18 protein-coding genes are annotated in these 18,241 nt (G+C 59.1%); 5 read left to right on the top strand and 13 right to left on the bottom strand.

What is annotated here, in order from left to right:
* Positions 1-11: 11 nt before the first annotated feature.
* The 5 genes from phoU to pstS form a co-directional block, all read right to left on the bottom strand.
* Complete coding sequence (gene phoU / locus ACMV18_RS08545; RefSeq protein WP_374256007.1) at positions 12-719, bottom strand: phosphate signaling complex protein PhoU; 708 nt, start codon at positions 717-719, stop codon at positions 12-14.
* Between the two features lie 46 nt (positions 720-765).
* Positions 766-1,551, bottom strand: a complete 786-nt coding sequence (gene pstB / locus ACMV18_RS08540) for a phosphate ABC transporter ATP-binding protein PstB (RefSeq protein WP_420817498.1) — start codon at positions 1,549-1,551, stop codon at positions 766-768.
* A 37-nt stretch (positions 1,552-1,588) separates the two neighbouring features.
* Entirely contained in the window at positions 1,589-2,446 is an 858-nt protein-coding gene (gene pstA, locus ACMV18_RS08535; RefSeq protein ID WP_374256003.1) for a phosphate ABC transporter permease PstA, read from the bottom strand.
* On the bottom strand, positions 2,443-3,402 hold the full coding sequence (pstC, locus tag ACMV18_RS08530) for a phosphate ABC transporter permease PstC (RefSeq protein WP_420817497.1): 960 nt from the start codon (positions 3,400-3,402) through the stop codon (positions 2,443-2,445). The genes pstA and pstC overlap by 4 nt, the downstream gene beginning before the upstream one ends.
* Positions 3,403-3,567: 165 nt before the next feature.
* Positions 3,568-4,602 carry a phosphate ABC transporter substrate-binding protein PstS gene (gene pstS, locus ACMV18_RS08525; RefSeq protein ID WP_420817496.1) on the bottom strand — a complete coding sequence of 345 codons (1,035 nt, stop codon included), beginning with the start codon at positions 4,600-4,602 and terminating at the stop codon, positions 3,568-3,570.
* 235 nt (positions 4,603-4,837) lie between these two features.
* Here pstS and ACMV18_RS08520 point away from each other — a divergent pair, with 235 nt between their 5' ends.
* Positions 4,838-5,347 (top strand): fasciclin domain-containing protein, encoded by a 510-nt coding sequence (locus ACMV18_RS08520; RefSeq protein WP_420817495.1) that lies wholly within the window; start codon positions 4,838-4,840, stop codon positions 5,345-5,347.
* Between the two features lie 72 nt (positions 5,348-5,419).
* On the opposite strand, the gene glmM is transcribed toward ACMV18_RS08520, so the two are convergent.
* The 4 genes from glmM to ACMV18_RS08500 form a co-directional block, all read right to left on the bottom strand.
* A complete protein-coding gene (gene glmM / locus ACMV18_RS08515) occupies positions 5,420-6,751 on the bottom strand; it encodes a phosphoglucosamine mutase (RefSeq protein ID WP_420817494.1) in 1,332 nt (443 codons plus the stop codon).
* Positions 6,752-6,808: 57 nt separating this feature from the next.
* On the bottom strand, positions 6,809-7,639 hold the full coding sequence (gene folP, locus ACMV18_RS08510) for a dihydropteroate synthase (protein WP_420817493.1): 831 nt from the start codon (positions 7,637-7,639) through the stop codon (positions 6,809-6,811).
* Between the two features lie 57 nt (positions 7,640-7,696).
* A complete protein-coding gene (gene ftsH, locus ACMV18_RS08505) occupies positions 7,697-9,601 on the bottom strand; it encodes an ATP-dependent zinc metalloprotease FtsH (RefSeq protein WP_420817492.1) in 1,905 nt (634 codons plus the stop codon).
* 226 nt (positions 9,602-9,827) lie between these two features.
* Positions 9,828-10,499 (bottom strand): RlmE family RNA methyltransferase, encoded by a 672-nt coding sequence (locus ACMV18_RS08500; RefSeq protein ID WP_374255991.1) that lies wholly within the window; start codon positions 10,497-10,499, stop codon positions 9,828-9,830.
* 17 nt (positions 10,500-10,516) lie between these two features.
* Between ACMV18_RS08500 and ACMV18_RS08495 the strand changes: the two genes are divergently transcribed.
* On the top strand, positions 10,517-10,984 hold the full coding sequence (locus tag ACMV18_RS08495) for a YhbY family RNA-binding protein (protein ID WP_374255990.1): 468 nt from the start codon (positions 10,517-10,519) through the stop codon (positions 10,982-10,984).
* 54 nt (positions 10,985-11,038) lie between these two features.
* Here ACMV18_RS08495 and ACMV18_RS08490 read toward each other — a convergent pair whose 3' ends face one another.
* From ACMV18_RS08490 to carA, 4 genes are all read right to left on the bottom strand, one after another.
* Complete coding sequence (locus tag ACMV18_RS08490) at positions 11,039-11,479, bottom strand: DUF4149 domain-containing protein (RefSeq protein ID WP_374255988.1); 441 nt, start codon at positions 11,477-11,479, stop codon at positions 11,039-11,041.
* Between the two features lie 2 nt (positions 11,480-11,481).
* Entirely contained in the window at positions 11,482-11,958 is a 477-nt protein-coding gene (gene greA / locus ACMV18_RS08485) for a transcription elongation factor GreA (RefSeq protein ID WP_374255986.1), read from the bottom strand.
* 123 nt (positions 11,959-12,081) lie between these two features.
* The gene (gene carB / locus ACMV18_RS08480; RefSeq protein ID WP_420817491.1) at positions 12,082-15,357 is read right to left on the bottom strand and encodes a carbamoyl-phosphate synthase large subunit; all 3,276 of its coding nucleotides are present in this window, start codon (positions 15,355-15,357) and stop codon (positions 12,082-12,084) included.
* Positions 15,350-16,528 carry a glutamine-hydrolyzing carbamoyl-phosphate synthase small subunit gene (carA, locus tag ACMV18_RS08475; RefSeq protein WP_420817490.1) on the bottom strand — a complete coding sequence of 393 codons (1,179 nt, stop codon included), beginning with the start codon at positions 16,526-16,528 and terminating at the stop codon, positions 15,350-15,352. The genes carB and carA overlap by 8 nt, the downstream gene beginning before the upstream one ends.
* 284 nt (positions 16,529-16,812) lie before the next feature.
* On the opposite strand from carA, the gene bfr reads away from it, so the two are divergent.
* The 3 genes from bfr to ACMV18_RS08460 all read left to right on the top strand — a co-directional run bounded on the left by bfr (position 16,813) and on the right by ACMV18_RS08460 (position 18,238).
* Positions 16,813-17,292 (top strand): bacterioferritin, encoded by a 480-nt coding sequence (bfr, locus tag ACMV18_RS08470; RefSeq protein ID WP_420817489.1) that lies wholly within the window; start codon positions 16,813-16,815, stop codon positions 17,290-17,292.
* Positions 17,293-17,365: 73 nt separating this feature from the next.
* On the top strand, positions 17,366-17,584 hold the full coding sequence (locus tag ACMV18_RS08465) for a (2Fe-2S)-binding protein (protein WP_420817488.1): 219 nt from the start codon (positions 17,366-17,368) through the stop codon (positions 17,582-17,584).
* Between the two features lie 162 nt (positions 17,585-17,746).
* Complete coding sequence (locus tag ACMV18_RS08460) at positions 17,747-18,238, top strand: hypothetical protein (protein WP_420817487.1); 492 nt, start codon at positions 17,747-17,749, stop codon at positions 18,236-18,238.
* Positions 18,239-18,241: the final 3 nt, after the last annotated feature.

Raw genomic sequence — 18,241 nt, 5'->3', positions numbered from 1 at the left:
CTCCCGATCACTTATTTGATGATGGACTCAACTGCTTCGGGCGAGTTGTGACGCACATCTGTACCCTTGACGATGTAAATCACCTGCTCGGCCAGGTTCTTGGCATGGTCGCCCACACGCTCGATGGCCTTGGCCACAAACACCAGATCGATCGATGCCGAGATTGTGCGTGGGTCTTCCATCATGTAAGTGATGAGCTTGCGCATCAGGCCATCAAACTCAGCGTCAATCTCGTTGTCGCTCTTGATCACTTCCAGTGCCGTGCGGATGTCCAGGCGCGCAAAGGCATCCAAAGACTTGCGCAACGATGCGGTGGCCAACGACGCCTCAAACGACACGTCCGACACCGGCAAGCGCAGGCGGCTCGACACACCGGTGTTGATCAGACGCTGCACCGTGCGCGCAACGCGGGCTGCCTCGTCACCCACGCGCTCAAGGTTGCCAATCGTTTTGGAAATGGCGATGAGCAGGCGCAGGTCGCGTGCGGTTGGCTGACGGCGAGCGATGATGGTCGACAAGTCGGCGTCGATCTCCATCTCCATCTGGTTTACGCGCTCTTCCTGAACCAGGATGCGGCTGGCCAGATCACCATTGAAATGGGTCAGTGCCTCCATGGCTTGTGCCAACTGGGATTCCACCAGGCCGCCCATTTCCAGCACACGGGTCGAGATGCCGCTCAGCTCGTTGTCAAACTGGCTGGACAAGTGTTTTTCAGTCATCGCCCTATCCTTCACTTGATGTTGTTGGTTTTATATCGCGTGTGCATCAACCGAAACGACCGGTGATGTAGTCCTCGGTCTCGGTGCGCTTGGGCTTCATGAAGATGTCCGTGGTGGCGCCGAATTCAATCAACTCACCCAAGTACATGTAGGCGGTGTAGTCCGAGCAACGCGCCGCCTGTTGCATGTTGTGGGTCACGATCAGAACGGTGTAGTCGTCCTTGAGTTCGTGAATGAGCTCTTCCACCTTGCCGGTCGAAATGGGGTCCAGCGCAGAGCATGGTTCGTCAAGCAGCAGCACTTCGGGCTTGATCGCGATACCGCGAGCAATGCACAGACGCTGCTGCTGGCCACCCGACAAGCCCGATCCCGACTGGTTCAGCTTGTCCTTGACTTCATTCCACAGCGCAGCCTTCTTCAAGGCCCACTCCACGCGTTCGTCCATCTCGGTGCGAGACAGGTTTTCAAACAGACGCACGCCAAACGCGATGTTTTCGTAGATCGACATCGGGAATGGGGTGGGCTTTTGGAAAACCATGCCCACGCGAGCACGAATCAGCGACACGTCTTCCTTCGAGGTCAGGATGTCCTGACCGTCCAGCAGGATCTGGCCTTCGGCGCGTTGCTCAGGGTAGAGTTCGAACATGCGGTTGAAGGTGCGCAGCAGGGTCGACTTGCCACAGCCCGACGGGCCGATGAAAGCCGTCACGCGGTTTTCGGGCAATTCCATGTTCACGTTCTTCAACGCGTGGAACTTGCCGTAGTAGAAGTTCAGATTGCGAACGGCCAGTTTGGCCTTGTTGGCGGTGGGGTTGGAAACCTTGGCGTCCATGAGATGGATCTCCGTCAATATCTTTGAGCCGCGCCGATCAGCGCTGGCGGAACATGGTTCGAGCGATGATGTTGAGCACCAGGACACCCACGGTGATCAGGAAGACGCCAGCCCATGCCAGCTTCTGCCAGTTCTCATACGGGCTCATCGCAAACTTGAAAATGGTGACCGGCAGACTGGCCATCGGTTGCCCCAGATCGGCCGACCAGAACTGGTTGGACAGCGCGGTGAACAGCAGAGGCGCAGTCTCGCCCGAGATGCGGGCCACAGCCAACAAGATGCCGGTGATGACGCCAGCGCGTGCCGACTTGAGGGTGATCGTGAGGATCACGCGCCACTTCGGCGTACCCAGGGCGTAAGCTGCCTCACGCAGTGCATGTGGCACCAGCGACAGCATGTTTTCTGTGGTGCGAATGACCACCGGCACCACGATCAGCGCCAGGGCCAGCACACCGGCCCAAGCCGAGAACGTGTGCATGCGGGCGACCACCACGGAATAGATGAACAGGCCCACCACGATAGAAGGTGCCGACAGCAGGATGTCGTTGATGAAGCGCGTGGCACTGCCCAGCCAGCCGCGCTCGCCATACTCGGCAAGATAGATGCCGGCCATGACACCCACAGGCGTACCGATCAGCGTGGCCAAGCCCACCATCAGGAAGGAGCCGGCAATCGCGTTGGCCAGACCGCCCTCTTCTTGCGGCGGCGGCGTCATCTGGGTGAACGTGGTCCAGCCCAGGCCGTCCAGCCCCAGCTTGACCGTCTCGAACAAGATCCAGACCAGCCACACCAGGCCGAAGGCCATGGCCAGCAGAGACATGGTCAGCGCAATCGCGTTGATGCGTTTGCGTGAGGCGTACTTGCGCGCACGGATTGTTTGGATATCGGCGCTCATGAACGCGCTCCTTCGTTTTTCTTCAGTCGGGACAGCAAGACCTTGGAGAAGGCCAGCACCACGAAGGTGATGAAGAACAGAATCAGACCCAGATAGATCAGCGAAGCTTGATGCAGGCCCTCATTGGCCTCGGCAAACTCGTTGGCCAGGGCCGAGGTGATGCTGTTGGCAGCCTCAAAAACAGACAACGAGTTCAGCTGGTTCATGTTGCCGATCACGAAGGTCACGGCCATCGTTTCACCCAGCGCACGGCCCAGGCCCAGCATGACGCCACCGACCACACCGGTCTTGGTGTACGGCAGCACAACCTTCCAAACCACTTCCCAGGTGGTCGAACCCAGACCGTAGGCCGATTCTTTCAGCATGGGAGGCGTGACTTCAAACACGTCACGCATCACCGATGCGATGAAAGGAATGATCATGATGGCCAGAATGACACCAGCCGACAGAATGCCAATCCCCACGGGCGGGCCAGAGAAGAAGGCCCCCAAGTACGGCACACCTTGCGTCAGGCTTTGCAGGGGCTGCTGCACATAGGTCGACAAGATGGGGCCAAAGACCAACAGCCCCCACATGCCGTACACGATGGATGGCACGGCAGCCAGCAATTCCACCGCGATCCCCAGGGGGCGCTTGAGCCAGGATGGCGACAGTTCGGTCAGGAACAAGGCGATACCAAAGCTGACCGGCACGGCGATCAGCAGGGCAATGAACGAGGTCATCAAGGTGCCGTAGATCATCACCAGGCCACCGAACTGCTCCTGCACAGGGTCCCATTCGGTACGCCACAGGAAGCTCAGGCCATAGGCCTTGATGGCGGGCATGGCGCCCAGCACCAGAGAAATCAGAATCCCGACCAGCAAGGCCAAGGTCATGAAGGCCGCACCGCGGGCCAACATGGCAAAAACCGCGTCAGCCCAAGGGGCCTGTACGCGACGTGAGGGAGGATTTGTCATGGGGCGGCGTTTCGCATCTCGCGAGGTTACTGTTGCGGCATCACTCATGCCAGCAGGGAGTATGGCGGTCATCGAACGCCTCCATGGAGAAGTGCTTCCAAAATCATCAGTCAGAGCATGACCGGGCGAGCCGCAACCACATGCAGCTCACCCGAACAGAGGCAATTACTTGTACGAAACCGTCTTGCCGGCGGTGTCTGTGATCGAAGCCCATTGCTTGCGGACCAGATCCTTCACCGATGCGGGCAGTGGCACGTATTCCAGATCGGCGGCGGTCTTGTCGCCGGTCACGTAAGCCCATTCAAAGAACTTCAGTGCCGCAGCGGCTTGAGCAGGCTTGTCTTGCGACTTGTGCATCAGGATGAACGTGGCACCGCTGATGGGCCAAGCGTTCTTGTCAGCCTGATTGGTCAGGATCTGATAGAACGACTTGTTCCACTCGGCGCTGGCGGCCGCTGCCTTGAAGTTGACGTCATCGGGCTGCACGAAGTTGCCTGCGGCATTCTTCAGCGCCACGTGAGCCATCTTGTTTTGCTTGGCGTAGGCGTATTCGACGTAGCCAATCGAGTTAGGCAGACGCTGCACGAAAGCCGATACGCCTTCGTTGCCCTTGCCGCCCGCGCCCGTGGGCCAGTTCACAGCCGTACCTTCACCAACCTTGGCCTTCCATTCGGCGTTCACCTTCGACAGATAGTTCGTGAAGATGAAGCTGGTGCCCGAACCATCGGCGCGACGCACAGGAGCGATGGGCGCATCAGGCAAAGCCAAGCCAGGGTTCAGTGCCACGATGGCGGGGTCGTTCCACTTGGTCACTTTGCCCAGGTAGATGTTGCCCAGCACTTCACCCGTCAACTTCAGTTGACCGGGCTGGATACCCTTCACGTTGACCACGGGCACCACACCACCGATCACGGTAGGAAACTGAACCAGACCATCCTTGGCCAGCTCTTCATCCTTCAAAGGCATGTCGGAGGCACCGAAGTCCACCGTCTTGGCCTTGATTTGCTTGATGCCAGCGCCAGAACCAACGGACTGGTAATTGATGCGCACGCCGGTTGCGGTGTTGTAACCAGCCGCCCACTTGGCGTAAACGGGAGCGGGGAATGTGGCGCCCGCGCCGGTCACATCCTGGGCCAACACTGCACCAGACATCACGGCCAGCGCGACGGCTGCTGCGGTGCGAATCATCTTGAAGCTCATGAGTACGCCTTTCTTGTCAAAACAAATGACAGTCAGAATTTGGTCAAGGCAGACTTTATGAGTCGATTGTGACGCCTATATGACAAACAAGGGGCGGCTGTCACAAATGGGCCACCGAAGCCGAATTGGTGTTTGTGACAGCGCTCGTCATGCATTCGTCACCAATTCGTCACGGACGGTTTCTATCGTGTCGGCATTGCTTCTGTAAGTCATATAGCTGAACGCGGAGACCTCGATGAAACTGATCCCTCGCCAACACCTGATCCTGGCCGCAGTCCTGGCAACGGCCCTGAACATCACCGGCTGCGCCAGCACGCAGGTGGCCAACGCGCCTGTGACACTGAGCGCCACCATCGCTGCAGATCAGGAACTGAGCACCTTCAACAAGCTGGCCCAAGAGTCCGGCCTAGCCGCACAACTCGGCACCACAGGCCCTGTGACGATCTTCGCCCCCAGCGATGCGGCATTCAAGGCCATGCCTGCAGACGCCCTGAGCAAGCTCAGCAAAGATCCTGAGGCGCTGAAGAGCCTGCTGAATTTCCACATCGTACAAGGCGTCATCAAGTCGACCGACATCACCGGCAGCAGCACCAAGGAAACGCTGCAAGGCGCAAAGATCAGCATTTCGAAGGCGGGTGACTTTGTCACCGTTGAAGATGCCATGGTGACCTCGGCCGATAAAGTGGCGACCAACGGCGTCATCCACGTCATTGACACCGTCCTGACCCCACCCAAGAAGAAGTAATCAAGTCAATCGCGCTGTCATCCCACAAAAAAGCCGGCCCATATGGCCGGCTTTTTCATGCGCTAAATCGGATCAAGCCGTGACGGCATCCGCGAGCCTTTGTGCCGACAAATCGGCCAGCGCCTGATCCCGCGCCTCCACCATCACACGAAGCAGCGGCTCGGTGCCTGACGCCCGGATCAAAATGCGCCCCTTGCCTTCCAGTTCACCGGCAACCTCACGTTGCACCGAGGCGAGCTTGGCATTGCTCTTCCAGTCCTGCCCCGGCTGCAATCGCACGTTGATCAAGCGCTGCGGGAACAATGAAACCCCGTCCAGCCAATCCGACACCGATTTATTGCTGCGCACCACAGCCTGCAACACTTGCAGGGCGCTCACGATGCCGTCACCGGTCGTGTGGCGATCCAGCGCCAACAGGTGCCCGGAGCCCTCGCCGCCCAATTGCCAGCCTCGGGCGGTCAACTCTTCCAGCACGTAACGATCGCCAACCTTGGCGCGCACAAATTCAATTCCCTTGGATTGCAGCGCAAGCTCCACGGCCATATTGGTCATCAACGTGCCCACAGCACCCTTCACGACCTCGCCTTGCGCCAAACGGTCGGCCACCATCACGTACAGCAGTTCGTCGCCGTTGTACAACCGCCCCGACGCGTCAACCAGTTGCAGGCGATCGGCATCACCGTCCAGGGCAATGCCGTAGTCAGCCTTGTGCTCTTGCACGGCTTTCACCAAGGCCTCAGGATGCGTCGCCCCGACTCCGGCATTGATGTTCAAGCCGTCTGGCGAGCAGCCAATCGAGATCACTTCAGCGCCCAACTCATGGAAGACCGCCGGCGCAACCTGATAAGCCGCACCGTGCGCCGCATCCACAACCAGCTTCAACCCGCGCAGCGACAAGTTGGAAGCAAAGGTCGCTTTGCAGAACTCGATGTAACGCCCGCGCGCGTCCTCAATGCGTCGAGCGCGGCCCAGCGTAGCAGAGTCCACCCAACGAGGTGCCTCTTGCAGCGCGGCTTCGACATCCAACTCCCATTGGTCGGGCAGCTTCTCGCCTTGCGCGGAGAAAAACTTGATGCCGTTATCGCCAAACGGGTTGTGTGATGCGCTGATGACCACGCCGAGGCTCAAGCGCAGCGCGCGCGTCAGATAGGACACCCCGGGGGTTGGCAGCGGCCCCGTTAGCAAAACGTCTACCCCTGCGGACGAAAAGCCAGCCTCCAGTGCGGACTCGAGCATGTAGCCAGAAATACGCGTGTCTTTGCCAATCAAGACGGTTGGGCGCGACGCCGTACGACGAAGCACCTGTCCAACGGCATGACCCAAGCGCAATACGAAATCCGGAGTAATGGGGGACTGACCTACGGTACCGCGAATACCGTCGGTGCCAAAAAATTGTCGAGACATGTCTGCGAACGCTTAATAAATTTCGATCGATTGTGGATTGTCGCCCGGATTGAGGGATCACCCCGGCAGTCCTGCCGCGGCCCACACTTTGAGAGCATCTACTGTGGCAGCGACGTCGTGCACGCGCACGACGTGTGCGCCTCGCTGTACACCGGCCAACGCCGCAGCGACGCTGGCAGCCAATCGGTCACCCACAGGCTTGCCGGTGATGTGTCCCAAGGTGGATTTGCGAGACCAGCCCACCAACACCGGATATCCCAAGGCCAGCAGTCTGGCTTGCTCTTTCAGCAACATCAAATTGTGTTCGGGTGTCTTGCCAAATCCGATTCCCGGATCCAGTGTGATCTGTTCAGCACGGATCCCCATGTCCAGACAAGCGCGCACGCGGGACTGCAAATAACTGACCACTTCTCCCACCACATCGGGGTAATCGGGTCGATCTTGCATGGTTTGTGGCGTTCCCTGCATGTGCATGAGGCACACACCGCATTCACGATGCCGGGCAATGACATCCGTGGCACCCGGGGCTTCCAAGGCGCGCACGTCGTTGATGATGTCCACGCCCATGTCGAGTGCGCGGGCCATGACCTCAGGCTTGCAGGTGTCTACCGAGATGGGAACCCCCAGTCTCAACGCACCCTGCAAAACGCCAGAAATTCGATCCCACTCATCCTCGACTGGCACGGTTGGTGAGCCTGCACGGGTTGACTCGCCCCCAATGTCAAGGATGTGGGCACCTTCTCGCAGCAACTGCTCACAATGCGCCAAAGCATCTGCTGTCTGGTTGTGGCGACCGCCATCCGAAAAAGAGTCCGGCGTGACATTGACGATGCCCATCACCTTGGGCGAACTCAGGTCAATCTGAAAGCGTGTGGTGTGCCAATACATCTGGATCCCGCATGAAAAAACGGGGCCGAAGCCCCGTTGGTGATGCTGCGACAGCGATCAGACCGCAGCAGCCGCGCCGTCTGCGCTCATCGGAGGCTTGGTGCCCCCGTTGTTGCGATTGCTCGGAGGCGTCCAGTCCTTGGGAGGACGTGGCTCGCGGCCAGCCATGATGTCGTCAATCTGCTCGGTGTCGATGGTTTCCCAGTCCAGCAGAGCCTTGGCCATGGCGTGCATCTTGTCCTGATTGTCTTCAATCAGCTTGCGCGCAATGCCGTACTGCTCATCGATGATCTTGCGGATCTGCTTGTCCACCTTTTGCATGGTCTCTTCAGACATGTTGGTGGTCTTGGTGATCGAGCGACCCAGGAAGACTTCACCTTCATTGTCGGCGTACACCATGGGACCCAACTCATCGGTCATGCCGTAGCGGGTCACCATGTCACGTGCGATGGCCGTGGCACGTTCAAAGTCGTTCGATGCACCGGTGGTCATCTGGTTCATGAACACTTCTTCTGCAATGCGACCACCAAACAGCACCGAGATGGTGTCCAGCATGCGGCTCTTGTCCATGCTGTAGCGGTCACCTTCAGGCAATTGCATGGTCACACCCAGCGCACGGCCGCGAGGGATGATGGTGACCTTGTGCACCGGGTCGGTCTTGGGCAACAAGCGCGCCACCAAGGCGTGACCCGCTTCGTGGTACGCGGTGTTCTTGCGCTCTTCCTCGGGCATGACCATGGACTTGCGCTCGGGGCCCATCATGATCTTGTCCTTGGCCTTTTCGAAGTCCTGCATTTCCACCACGCGACCGTTGCGGCGCGCAGCGAACAGAGCTGCTTCGTTGACCAGGTTGGCCAGATCAGCGCCCGAGAAGCCGGGTGTGCCACGGGCCAGAATGTCGACCTTGATGTCCTGACCGACCGGCACCTTGCGGATGTGGACGTTCAGAATTTGCTCACGACCGCGCACATCGGGCAGCGTCACATACACCTGACGGTCGAAACGACCTGGACGCAGCAGAGCCGGATCCAGGATGTCGGGACGGTTGGTGGCAGCGATCACGATCACGCCCAGGTTGGTCTCGAAACCATCCATCTCGACCAGCATCTGGTTGAGCGTCTGCTCGCGCTCGTCGTTGCCGCCCCCCAAGCCAGCGCCACGATGACGACCGACCGCGTCGATTTCGTCAATGAAGATGATGCAAGGTGCGTTCTTTTTGGCTTGCTCGAACATGTCACGGACGCGCGAGGCGCCGACACCGACGAACATTTCCACAAAGTCGGAACCCGAGATCGTGAAGAACGGAACCTTGGCTTCACCAGCGATGGACTTGGCCAGCAGGGTCTTACCCGTGCCTGGAGGGCCGACCATCAGCACGCCGCGAGGAATGCGGCCGCCCAGCTTCTGGAACTTCTGAGGGTCGCGCAGGAAGTCCACCAACTCTTTGACTTCTTCCTTGGCTTCGTCGCAACCTGCCACATCCGCGAAGGTCACGCTGTTGTTGGTGTCGTCGAGCATGCGCGCACGGCTCTTGCCGAAGCTGAATGCCCCGCCCTTGCCGCCGCCCTGCATCTGGCGCATGAAGTAGATCCACACGCCGATCAGCAGCAGCATCGGCCCCCAAGAAATGAGCAGGCTCATGATGAGCGAGGGCTCTTCACGGGGTTTGACGTCGAACTTGACACCGTTGTTGATGAGGTCGCCCACCAAGCCGCGATCCAGATAGGTCGCGGTGCTGCGGATGCGCTTGTCATCCGTTGTGGTGGCAATGATTTCTGTGCCGCCATTGCCCTCTTGCAGGGTGACGTTCTTGATTCGCTTGGCACGAACCTCTTCGAGGAAATCGGAGTAGCCCATTGGACTTCCCCCCGTGCTGACACGATCGAACTGCTTGAACACGGTGAACAACACCAGTGCCACAACCAGCCAGACTGCAATCTTGGAGAACCATTGATTGTTCACCGCGGCTCCTTAAACCCATTCACACCTGCTTGGGCTGATGCGGACGCATCTCCCGACCCAAACAGCTATCAAAAACCCAGCTGACACCTTCAAACTGAAAAAAATCAGCAAGGTCTTCGCGGTATATGGGGACGATTCTAGACGAGTCAAGAGTAGCCCTGCTCGCCTCATACCCCTTATCTACCCCGGTTTTCCAGGGCATAAACACCGCGATCAAGAAAATTCATCAAGCCTTCAGACCAATGCCGACCAAGAAAGTTTCAGCAGATTTGTCGCGTGACGCTTTGGGCTTGATTGGTTTCACCACACGAAAGTTTGCCTTAAACATTTCAACCAACTGGTTGTAGCCACTGCCGTGGAAGACCTTGCAGACCAGCGCACCGTCCTTCTTCAGATGATGCTGAGCAAAGTCGATGGCCAGTTCGATCAGATGCTCCACCCGCGCGGCATCAGACACCTGAATGCCACTGAGGTTGGGGGCCATGTCCGAGATCACCACATCGACGGGGCGATCGCCCACGGCCGCCTGCAACTGCTGCAGGACCTCTTCCTCACGAAAGTCGCCCTGAATGAAGGTCACGCCTTCAACGGGTTCAAAATCGAGCAAATCCAGCGCGATGATGGTGCCGTTCAGTTCACCCACGGCGGCCCCGCCAGTGCCCGCATCCTTGGGGGCGAACTTGCGTCGAACGTACTGACTCCACGCGCCAGGAGCAGCACCCAAGTCGACCACCAGCTGACCGGGTTTGATCAGATTGAGCGCCTCGTCAATTTCCTTGAGCTTGTAGGCGGCACGCGATCGAAAGCCTTCTTTTTGTGCAAGACGCACGTAGGGATCGGTCACATGGTCGTTCAACCATGCCTTGTTGACCTTTTTACTTTTGGTTTTGACTTTCATGGTTGGATAATAGCGGTATGCCTGCAATTCAATTGACTACCTCCGAGCGCCGCGCACTGCGCGCTGACGCCCACCATCTGGATCCGGTCGTGATGATCGGTGGTGATGGCTTGACTCCTGCCGTTCTCAAGGAAACCGACGCTGCGCTCAAGGCCCATGGCCTGATCAAGGTTCGTGTCCTGGGTGACGACCGCGCCAACCGCGAAGAGATCTTCGCGCAAATGTGCGACCAACTCAACGCAGCCCCCATCCAGCACATCGGCAAGTTGCTGGTGTTGTGGCGCCCAATCCCTGAAAAGGTGAGCGCTGAGCCCAAGGAAGGCCGTGGCGCCGCGCCTCGTGAAGTGAAGATCCTGAAGTTCTCCAAGAGTGGCTTGCGCCGCCCTGAGATCAAGAAGGTTCAGGTGATGGGTAACCAGCGAGTGACCGCCGGCGGCTTGATCAAGCGCGCTAAAAAACGCGTGGCGAGCAAAAAGCCAAGCTGATTCCCGAACGGGTTTCGTCTGTGCCACACGCCCTCTCGGGCGATGTGGCATTTTTCATTGGGTTTGACGCCAGGCCAACACACCAATCAACAGGGCCTTCAACCAATACAGGGATGAGGAAATCCCATGCAAGGCACCGAACGACAGCGTGGTCGCCTGCCCGGCTTTGGCGGCTTCGATCAACGGGTGCAAGACAAACTCACCCATGATCGTCAGAAACAGCGCGCTCAATGCCAACAAGAGCGTTGCGCTCACTGCGCTGGCTGATTGCCCCGCTTCGACGGCATCACGCACCCTGCGGCGTTCCAGCAGGAAGATCAGCACCGCGAACACGAAACTGACGCGGGCCTCGATCGAGAACATGCGCCCTGCCCCGAGTCCCGCAGCCTGACGCTCCAGCACGCTGAACAGCGCCGGCGCAGCCAAGCCACCAACCGTCAAGACCATGCCAGCCCACAACGTGGCCAGCAAGGTTTGGATGCGAGCCAGCGTCATCGTCAGATGTAGCGCACTTCGATGATTTCGTAGTTGCGCTCGCCACCGGGCGCTTGCACCACGGCCACGTCGCCGGCTTCTTTGCCGATCAGCGCGCGTGCGATGGGTGAGCTGATCGAAATCAGGCCGTGCTTCAGATCGGCTTCGTCGTCACCGACGATCTGGTACGTCACGATGTCGCCAGTGGCTTCGATTTCCATCTCGACGGTGGCGCCGAACACAACCTTGCCACCAGCATCCAGTTCGGAGGGATCGATGATCTTGGCAGCCGACAGCTTGCCTTCGATCTCGTTGATGCGACCTTCGATGAAGCCTTGCTTGTCCTTGGCGGCGTCGTACTCTGCGTTTTCCGACAGGTCACCTTGGGCACGGGCTTCCGCGATGGCTTGCACCACAGCAGGACGCTCGACGTGCTTCAGACGCTGCAACTCTTCCTTGAGCTTTTCGGCGCCGCGCTTGGTGATAGGAATCGTGGACATGGTTTTGTCTCGCAAAATAAACCGAGCCGCGTCCCAGGCGCCACCTTGCGGTGGTGAGAGGGCGCGGCCCGTTGATGTGTCAGGGTGCCACGGGTGCCGAAGCCCCCGGGCTAAGCGCACAGTTTAGTGCAGTTTGGCGTGCAGTTCTTGCAGCGAATAAACCGTCAGATCAGCCTGATGCTTCATCGCCTCAACCGCTGCTTCGCAGCCGGCCATGGTCGTGTAGTAGGTGATCCGGTTGGCCAAAGCGGCCTGGCGGATGCTGCGCGAATCGGCAATCGCGGTGCGGGTTTCGTCCACGGTGGTGAACACCAGCTGAATCTCACCAGCCTTGATGGCGTCGGAGATGTGCGGACGACCATCCTTCACCTTGTTGACGGGCTTGACGGGGACGCCCGCAGCCGCGATGGCGGCAGCAGTGCCCTTGGTGGCCACCACGCTGAAACCCAGCTCGATCAGGTCCTTGGCCACCGCCACGGCACGTTCCTTGTCACCATCCTTGACGGAGATGCACACTGTGCCCTTGGTTGGCAGACGCGAACCGGCGCCCAGCTGAGACTTCAGCATGGCTTCACCGAAGGTCTCACCCACACCCATGACTTCACCGGTCGAACGCATTTCAGGGCCGAGGACGGGGTCCACACCCGGGAACTTGTTGAACGGGAAGACAGCTTCCTTGACCGTGAAGTAAGGCGGCACGACTTCGCGAGGAGCCTGGCCGTCCGGTGACTTCTGGGTCGACAGCTTTTGACCGGCCATGCAGCGCGCGGCGATCTTGGCCAGAGGTTGACCCGTCGCCTTCGACACGTACGGCACGGTGCGCGAGGCACGTGGGTTCACTTCCAGCACGTAGACGGTGGCGTCGTTCAGACCCTTGGTCACGTCGCCCTGGATGGCGAACTGCACGTTCATCAGACCAACCACGTTGAGGGCCTTGGCCATCAGGGCGGTCTGGCGACGCAGTTCGTCTTGCAGTTCGGCGCTCAGGGTGTACGGAGGCAGCGAGCAAGCGGAGTCACCAGAGTGCACGCCAGCTTGTTCGATGTGCTCCATGATGCCGCCGATCATGGTGTCGGCGCCGTCGGCAATGCAGTCCACGTCCACTTCCACCGCGTCGTTCAGGAAGCGGTCAAGCAGCACAGGCGACTTCTCGGAGACACGGACGGCTTCGCGCATGTAGCGCTCCAGGTCCTTGTCACCGTGCACGATTTCCATCGCGCGGCCACCCAGCACATAGGAGGGGCGAACCACCAGCGGATAGCCAATCTCGTTGGCCAGCTTGATGGCGTCTTCCTCGTTGCGCGCGGTACGGTTCGGCGGCTGCTTCAAGCCGAGCTTGTGCAGCAGAGCCTGGAAGCGCTCGCGGTCTTCGGCAATGTCGATGCTGTCAGGCGTGGTGCCGATGATGGGCACGCCGTTGGCTTCGAGGTCGAGGGCCAGCTTCAGCGGGGTCTGACCGCCGTACTGCACGATCACGCCAACCGGCTTTTCCTTCTCGACGATTTCCAGCACGTCTTCCAGCGTCACCGGCTCGAAGTACAGGCGGTCGGAGGTGTCGTAGTCGGTCGAGACGGTTTCGGGGTTGCAGTTGACCATGATGGTCTCGTAGCCGTCTTCGCGCATGGCGAGGGCAGCATGGACGCAGCAGTAGTCGAACTCGATACCCTGACCAATGCGGTTCGGGCCACCGCCCAGCACCATGATCTTCTTCTTGTCGGTCGGATCGGCTTCGCACTCGCCGCCTTCGTTCTCGTAGCACGAGTACATGTAGGCAGTTTGGGTGGCGAATTCGGCCGCGCAGGTGTCCACACGCTTGTAGACAGGACGCACACCCAGTGCATGACGGGCCTTGCGCAAAGCGTGCTGGTCAGTACCCATCAGCTTGGCCAGACGGCGATCCGAGAAGCCCTTCTTCTTCAGATAGCGCAACTCTTCGGCCGACAGCGATTCCAGCTTGCGAGCCTTGACTTGCTCTTCGGTCTTGATGATGTCTTCAATCTGAGCCAGGAACCAGGGGTCGACCTTGGTCTCTTCGAAGACTTCATCCAGAGTCATGCCCAGGCGGAAAGCGTCACCCAGGAACAGGATGCGCTCAGGACCGGCGTTGCCGATCTCTTCGATCACTTCATCCTTGTCGGTGCTGCGCTCGGTCAGACCGTCGATACCGGTTTCCAGGCCACGCAGAGCCTTCTGGAAGGATTCCTGGAAGGTGCGGCCCATGGCCATCACTTCGCCCACGGACTTCATCTGAGTGGTCAGACGGTTGTCGGCGGCAGGGAACTTCTCGAAAGCGAAGCGAGGAATCTTGGTGACGACGTAGTCGATCGAAGGCTCGAACGAGGCCGGGGTGGCGCCACCAGTGATGTCGTTCTTCAGTTCGTCGAGGGTGAAGCCCACAGCCAGCTTGGCCGCGATCTTGGCGATCGGGAAGCCGGTTGCCTTGGAGGCCAGTGCCGACGAACGCGACACGCGGGGGTTCATTTCGATCACGATCATCCGGCCGTTGTCCGGGTTGATCGAGAACTGCACGTTCGAACCGCCAGTTTCCACGCCGATTTCGCGCAGGATGGCGATGGACGCGTTACGCAGCAGTTGGTATTCGCGGTCGGTCAGGGTCTGAGCCGGGGCCACGGTGATGGAGTCACCGGTGTGGATGCCCATGGGGTCCAGGTTTTCGATCGAGCAAACGATGATGGCGTTGTCCGCTTTGTCGCGAACCACTTCCATTTCGTACTCTTTCCAACCGATCAGCGACTCTTCAATCAGCAACTCGTTGGTGGGCGACAGGTCCAGACCACGCTTGCAGATTTCTTCGAATTCTTCAGGGTTGTAGGCAATGCCACCGCCAGTGCCGCCCAGCGTGAAGCTGGGGCGAATGACCATGGGGAAACCGGAGCCGCCGATTTCGGCCTGGATGCGCTTTTGCACGCCCCAAGCTTCTTCCATCGTGTGAGCAATGCCAGACTTGGCGGAGTCCAGACCGATCTTGGTCATGGCTTCCTTGAACTTCTGGCGGTCTTCGGCCTTCTCGATCGCGTGCTCGTTGGCACCGATCATTTCGACCTTGTACTTGTCCAGCACGCCATGCTTGTGCAGGTCGAGGGCGCAGTTCAGGGCAGTCTGCCCCCCCATGGTGGGCAGGATCGCGTCAGGACGTTCCTTGGCGATGATGCGCTCGACCACTTGCCATGTGATGGGCTCGATGTAGGTGACATCGGCCGTGTTCGGGTCGGTCATGATGGTCGCAGGGTTGCTGTTGACCAGAATGACTTTGTAACCCTCTTCACGCAGGGCCTTACAGGCTTGGGCGCCGGAGTAATCGAACTCACAGGCCTGACCGATGATGATCGGGCCGGCACCAATGATCAGGATGCTTTTAATGTCTTGACGCTTAGGCATTCTTCTTCTCCATCAATGCCACGAAGCGATCGAACAGATAGCTGATGTCATGCGGTCCGGGCGAGGCTTCAGGGTGACCCTGGAAGCAGAAAGCGGGTTTGTCGGTACGGGCCAAGCCTTGCAGCGTGCCGTCGAACAACGAGATGTGCGTGGCGCGCATGTTGGCTGGCAGCGTCTTGGCGTCCACAGCGAAACCGTGGTTCTGGCTGGTGATGCTGACGCGACCGGTGTCCAGATCCTTCACAGGGTGGTTGCCACCGTGGTGCCCGAAAGGCATCTTGTAGGTCTTGGCGCCAGAGGCCAAAGCCATGATCTGGTGACCCAGGCAGATCCCAAACGTCGGGATGCCGGTTTCGATCAGCTCCTTGGCGGCGGCAATCGCGTAGTCACAAGGCTCGGGATCCCCGGGGCCGTTGGACAGGAAGATGCCGTCAGGGTTGTACTTCAGCACTTCGGCAGCGGGCGTCTTGGCAGGCACCACGGTGACCTTGCAGCCACGCTCGGCCAGCATGCGCAGGATGTTGCGCTTCACACCAAAGTCATAAGCGACCACGTGGAACTTGGCGTTTTCAACCTTGCCAAAGCCAGGCTTGCCGTCCAGCTGAGGGTTGATCAGCTTCCACTCGGTTTCGGTCCACTCGGCCACGTCAGTGCGTGTCACGACCTGAGCCAAATCCTGCCCGGCCATGCTTGGAGCAGCCTTGGCCTTGGCCACGGCGTCCGCAATGACGGCGTCAGTGACCTTCTCGCCCACGGCCAGCGCCACGATGCAACCATTTTGTGCACCCTTGGTGCGCAAAATGCGGGTCAGCTTGCGTGTGTCGATGTTGGAGATACCAACCGTGCCTTCGGCTTGCAGGTACTGCGACAGCGTTTGGTTCTGGCGGAAGTTGGAAGTGCGGATGGGCAGATCTTTGATGATCAGACCAGCGGCATGGACTTTCGAGGCTTCGACGTCTTCACCGTTCACGCCGTAGTTACCGATGTGCGGATACGTCAGGGTTACGATCTGCTTACAGTAGCTCGGGTCGGTGAGGATCTCTTGGTAGCCGGTCAAAGAGGTGTTGAACACCACTTCGCCAACTGTGTGACCGGCAGCGCCGATCGAAGTGCCTAGAAAGACCGTGCCGTCTGCGAGGGCCAGAAGAGCTTGGGGCAGTACGGGCAGCACGGGTTCATTCTCCGTTTGTTGTGCGCGCCCAGCTCTGCCCTCGTGACGCCGCACTCTGCTGAAGCTGAGCGCGCGCGTGACAGGTCGAGTCCAGTTAAGGAAACGTTCGGGGTTTCGCTAGGCGGGGATGGTTGCGGGTAAACCTTAGGAGTATAACCGAAGAGAAACCATTCCGCAGCTTTAGGGTGGTAACGCATGGCATACAGATGCCATTTGGTTCACACTCTGACCGTACTTTGTCCATCTCCACCGTCGGCAAAGGCCGCAGATACGAAAGGTTCACCATGAAGGGCGATGCACGCGTGATCGAGTTGCTGAACGCGCAACTGAAAAACGAACTGACTGCGACAAACCAGTACTTTCTGCACTATCGGATGCTGAAGCACTGGGGCTTCACCAAGCTTGCCAAGAAAGAGTACGAAGAGTCGATCGGCGAGATGAAGCATGCCGACATGCTGATGGAGCGAATCTTCACGCGCGACGGACTGCCTAATCTGCAAGACCTTGGCAAGCTCCTGATCGGGGAGGATGTCCCCGAGATTCTGGAGTGCGACTTGAAACTGGAGACTGCTGCGCAGGCAACCGTGAAAGAAGGCATTGCGCACTGCGAGGCGGTACGTGACTACGTCTCCCGCGACATTTTTCAGAAAATTCTGGATGACACCGAGGAGCACATCGACTTCCTGGAAACGCAAATCGACTTGCTGACCAAGGTTGGCGTTCAGAACTACCTGCAGTCCATCATGGGTGAGATCCAAGCCTGATCCATGATCCTACCGTTTACATGCAAATCATTCGCATTTAGAATGAGCGCATTGAAACCCCGTGGGGACCCCCATGATCGTTTGTGTCTGCAATCGCGTTTCTGATCGCGAAATCACGCGGCGTGCTCAGCAAGGCTGCTCGTCATTCGATGAGTTGCAGATGGCAACTGGCGTGGCGACGTGCTGCGGCCGTTGCGAAGACTGTGCCCGTGCCGTGTTTGCTGATGCGTCCGACGGAGGATGGCAACGTCTTGATCACCAGCCCGCCCTCATGCTGGCGGCAGCGGCTTGACGCCCCGTCCTTTCGGTATTTGTTCACCCAAACGCTGATTAACCCAACAGCGCATTTGTCCGATATCCGAAGCAAGTGGCCGTCTCAAGCGGCTGATGCGAGGATGTCATGGCATCACAATTCTTTTCTGATAGCCAATCCCCCTCGGCGGGGAGCAACGCGGTGCGCCGCAAACATTTGGAGCCCTTGGCTGGGTCGACGGTCAATGGCTCGCGACTGACTGTGGTGTCCGACACGCTGGGGTGCGGCGAATCGCGCCGCGTCCACACGCCGCCACCCGCATTGCGCCGAAAGCCCGATCCCGTTTGGTTGAAATGGCCCAAGATGTTCTGGCGCTGGGTCCGAGACCTGGAGCATCTGCCAACCACGCTCCCTCCCCTGTCGGGCCTGGCTGGCGTCAAGGCACAGTTTGAGCGTGCGCTATGGGACCTACAGTCGGCACAGGCAGACGAGGTCAGGGACAACATTGCCATGTCTCGCTCACTGAGGGAGCTTTGGCACCTGCGCCCAGCCGTATTTCGGGTGGTCGCGCTTCACCGTGGGCAGATGGACGCGCAAAAGCGACTGGATGCGCTGGACATGGTTTTCCCGATTCGCCCTCAAGAAATCACCAATTCAGCCCCCAGCAGGTCTGTTAAATCAACGACTTGGTGACGA

This window comes from Aquabacterium sp. (genome assembly GCF_048860245.1).
Lineage (GTDB): Bacteria > Pseudomonadota > Gammaproteobacteria > Burkholderiales > Burkholderiaceae_C > Aquabacterium.
This window is presented reverse-complemented; position numbering and strand designations above follow the sequence as displayed.

What these genes read in the sequence shown, in the direction of transcription:
- carB (WP_420817491.1), bottom strand. Translation starts at nt 15,357, where the DNA reads ATGCCTAAGCGTCAAGACATTAAAAGCATCCTGATCATTGGTGCCGGC.
- ACMV18_RS08495 (WP_374255990.1), top strand. Translation starts at nt 10,517, where the DNA reads ATGCCTGCAATTCAATTGACTACCTCCGAGCGCCGCGCACTGCGCGCT.
- greA (WP_374255986.1), bottom strand. Translation starts at nt 11,958, where the DNA reads ATGTCCACGATTCCTATCACCAAGCGCGGCGCCGAAAAGCTCAAGGAA.
- ACMV18_RS08500 (WP_374255991.1), bottom strand. Translation starts at nt 10,499, where the DNA reads ATGAAAGTCAAAACCAAAAGTAAAAAGGTCAACAAGGCATGGTTGAAC.
- glmM (WP_420817494.1), bottom strand. Translation starts at nt 6,751, where the DNA reads ATGTCTCGACAATTTTTTGGCACCGACGGTATTCGCGGTACCGTAGGT.
- pstC (WP_420817497.1), bottom strand. Translation starts at nt 3,402, where the DNA reads ATGACAAATCCTCCCTCACGTCGCGTACAGGCCCCTTGGGCTGACGCG.
- phoU (WP_374256007.1), bottom strand. Translation starts at nt 719, where the DNA reads ATGACTGAAAAACACTTGTCCAGCCAGTTTGACAACGAGCTGAGCGGC.
- pstA (WP_374256003.1), bottom strand. Translation starts at nt 2,446, where the DNA reads ATGAGCGCCGATATCCAAACAATCCGTGCGCGCAAGTACGCCTCACGC.
- ACMV18_RS08490 (WP_374255988.1), bottom strand. Translation starts at nt 11,479, where the DNA reads ATGACGCTGGCTCGCATCCAAACCTTGCTGGCCACGTTGTGGGCTGGC.
- ACMV18_RS08520 (WP_420817495.1), top strand. Translation starts at nt 4,838, where the DNA reads ATGAAACTGATCCCTCGCCAACACCTGATCCTGGCCGCAGTCCTGGCA.
- bfr (WP_420817489.1), top strand. Translation starts at nt 16,813, where the DNA reads ATGAAGGGCGATGCACGCGTGATCGAGTTGCTGAACGCGCAACTGAAA.
- folP (WP_420817493.1), bottom strand. Translation starts at nt 7,639, where the DNA reads ATGTATTGGCACACCACACGCTTTCAGATTGACCTGAGTTCGCCCAAG.
- pstB (WP_420817498.1), bottom strand. Translation starts at nt 1,551, where the DNA reads ATGGACGCCAAGGTTTCCAACCCCACCGCCAACAAGGCCAAACTGGCC.
- pstS (WP_420817496.1), bottom strand. Translation starts at nt 4,602, where the DNA reads ATGAGCTTCAAGATGATTCGCACCGCAGCAGCCGTCGCGCTGGCCGTG.
- ACMV18_RS08465 (WP_420817488.1), top strand. Translation starts at nt 17,366, where the DNA reads ATGATCGTTTGTGTCTGCAATCGCGTTTCTGATCGCGAAATCACGCGG.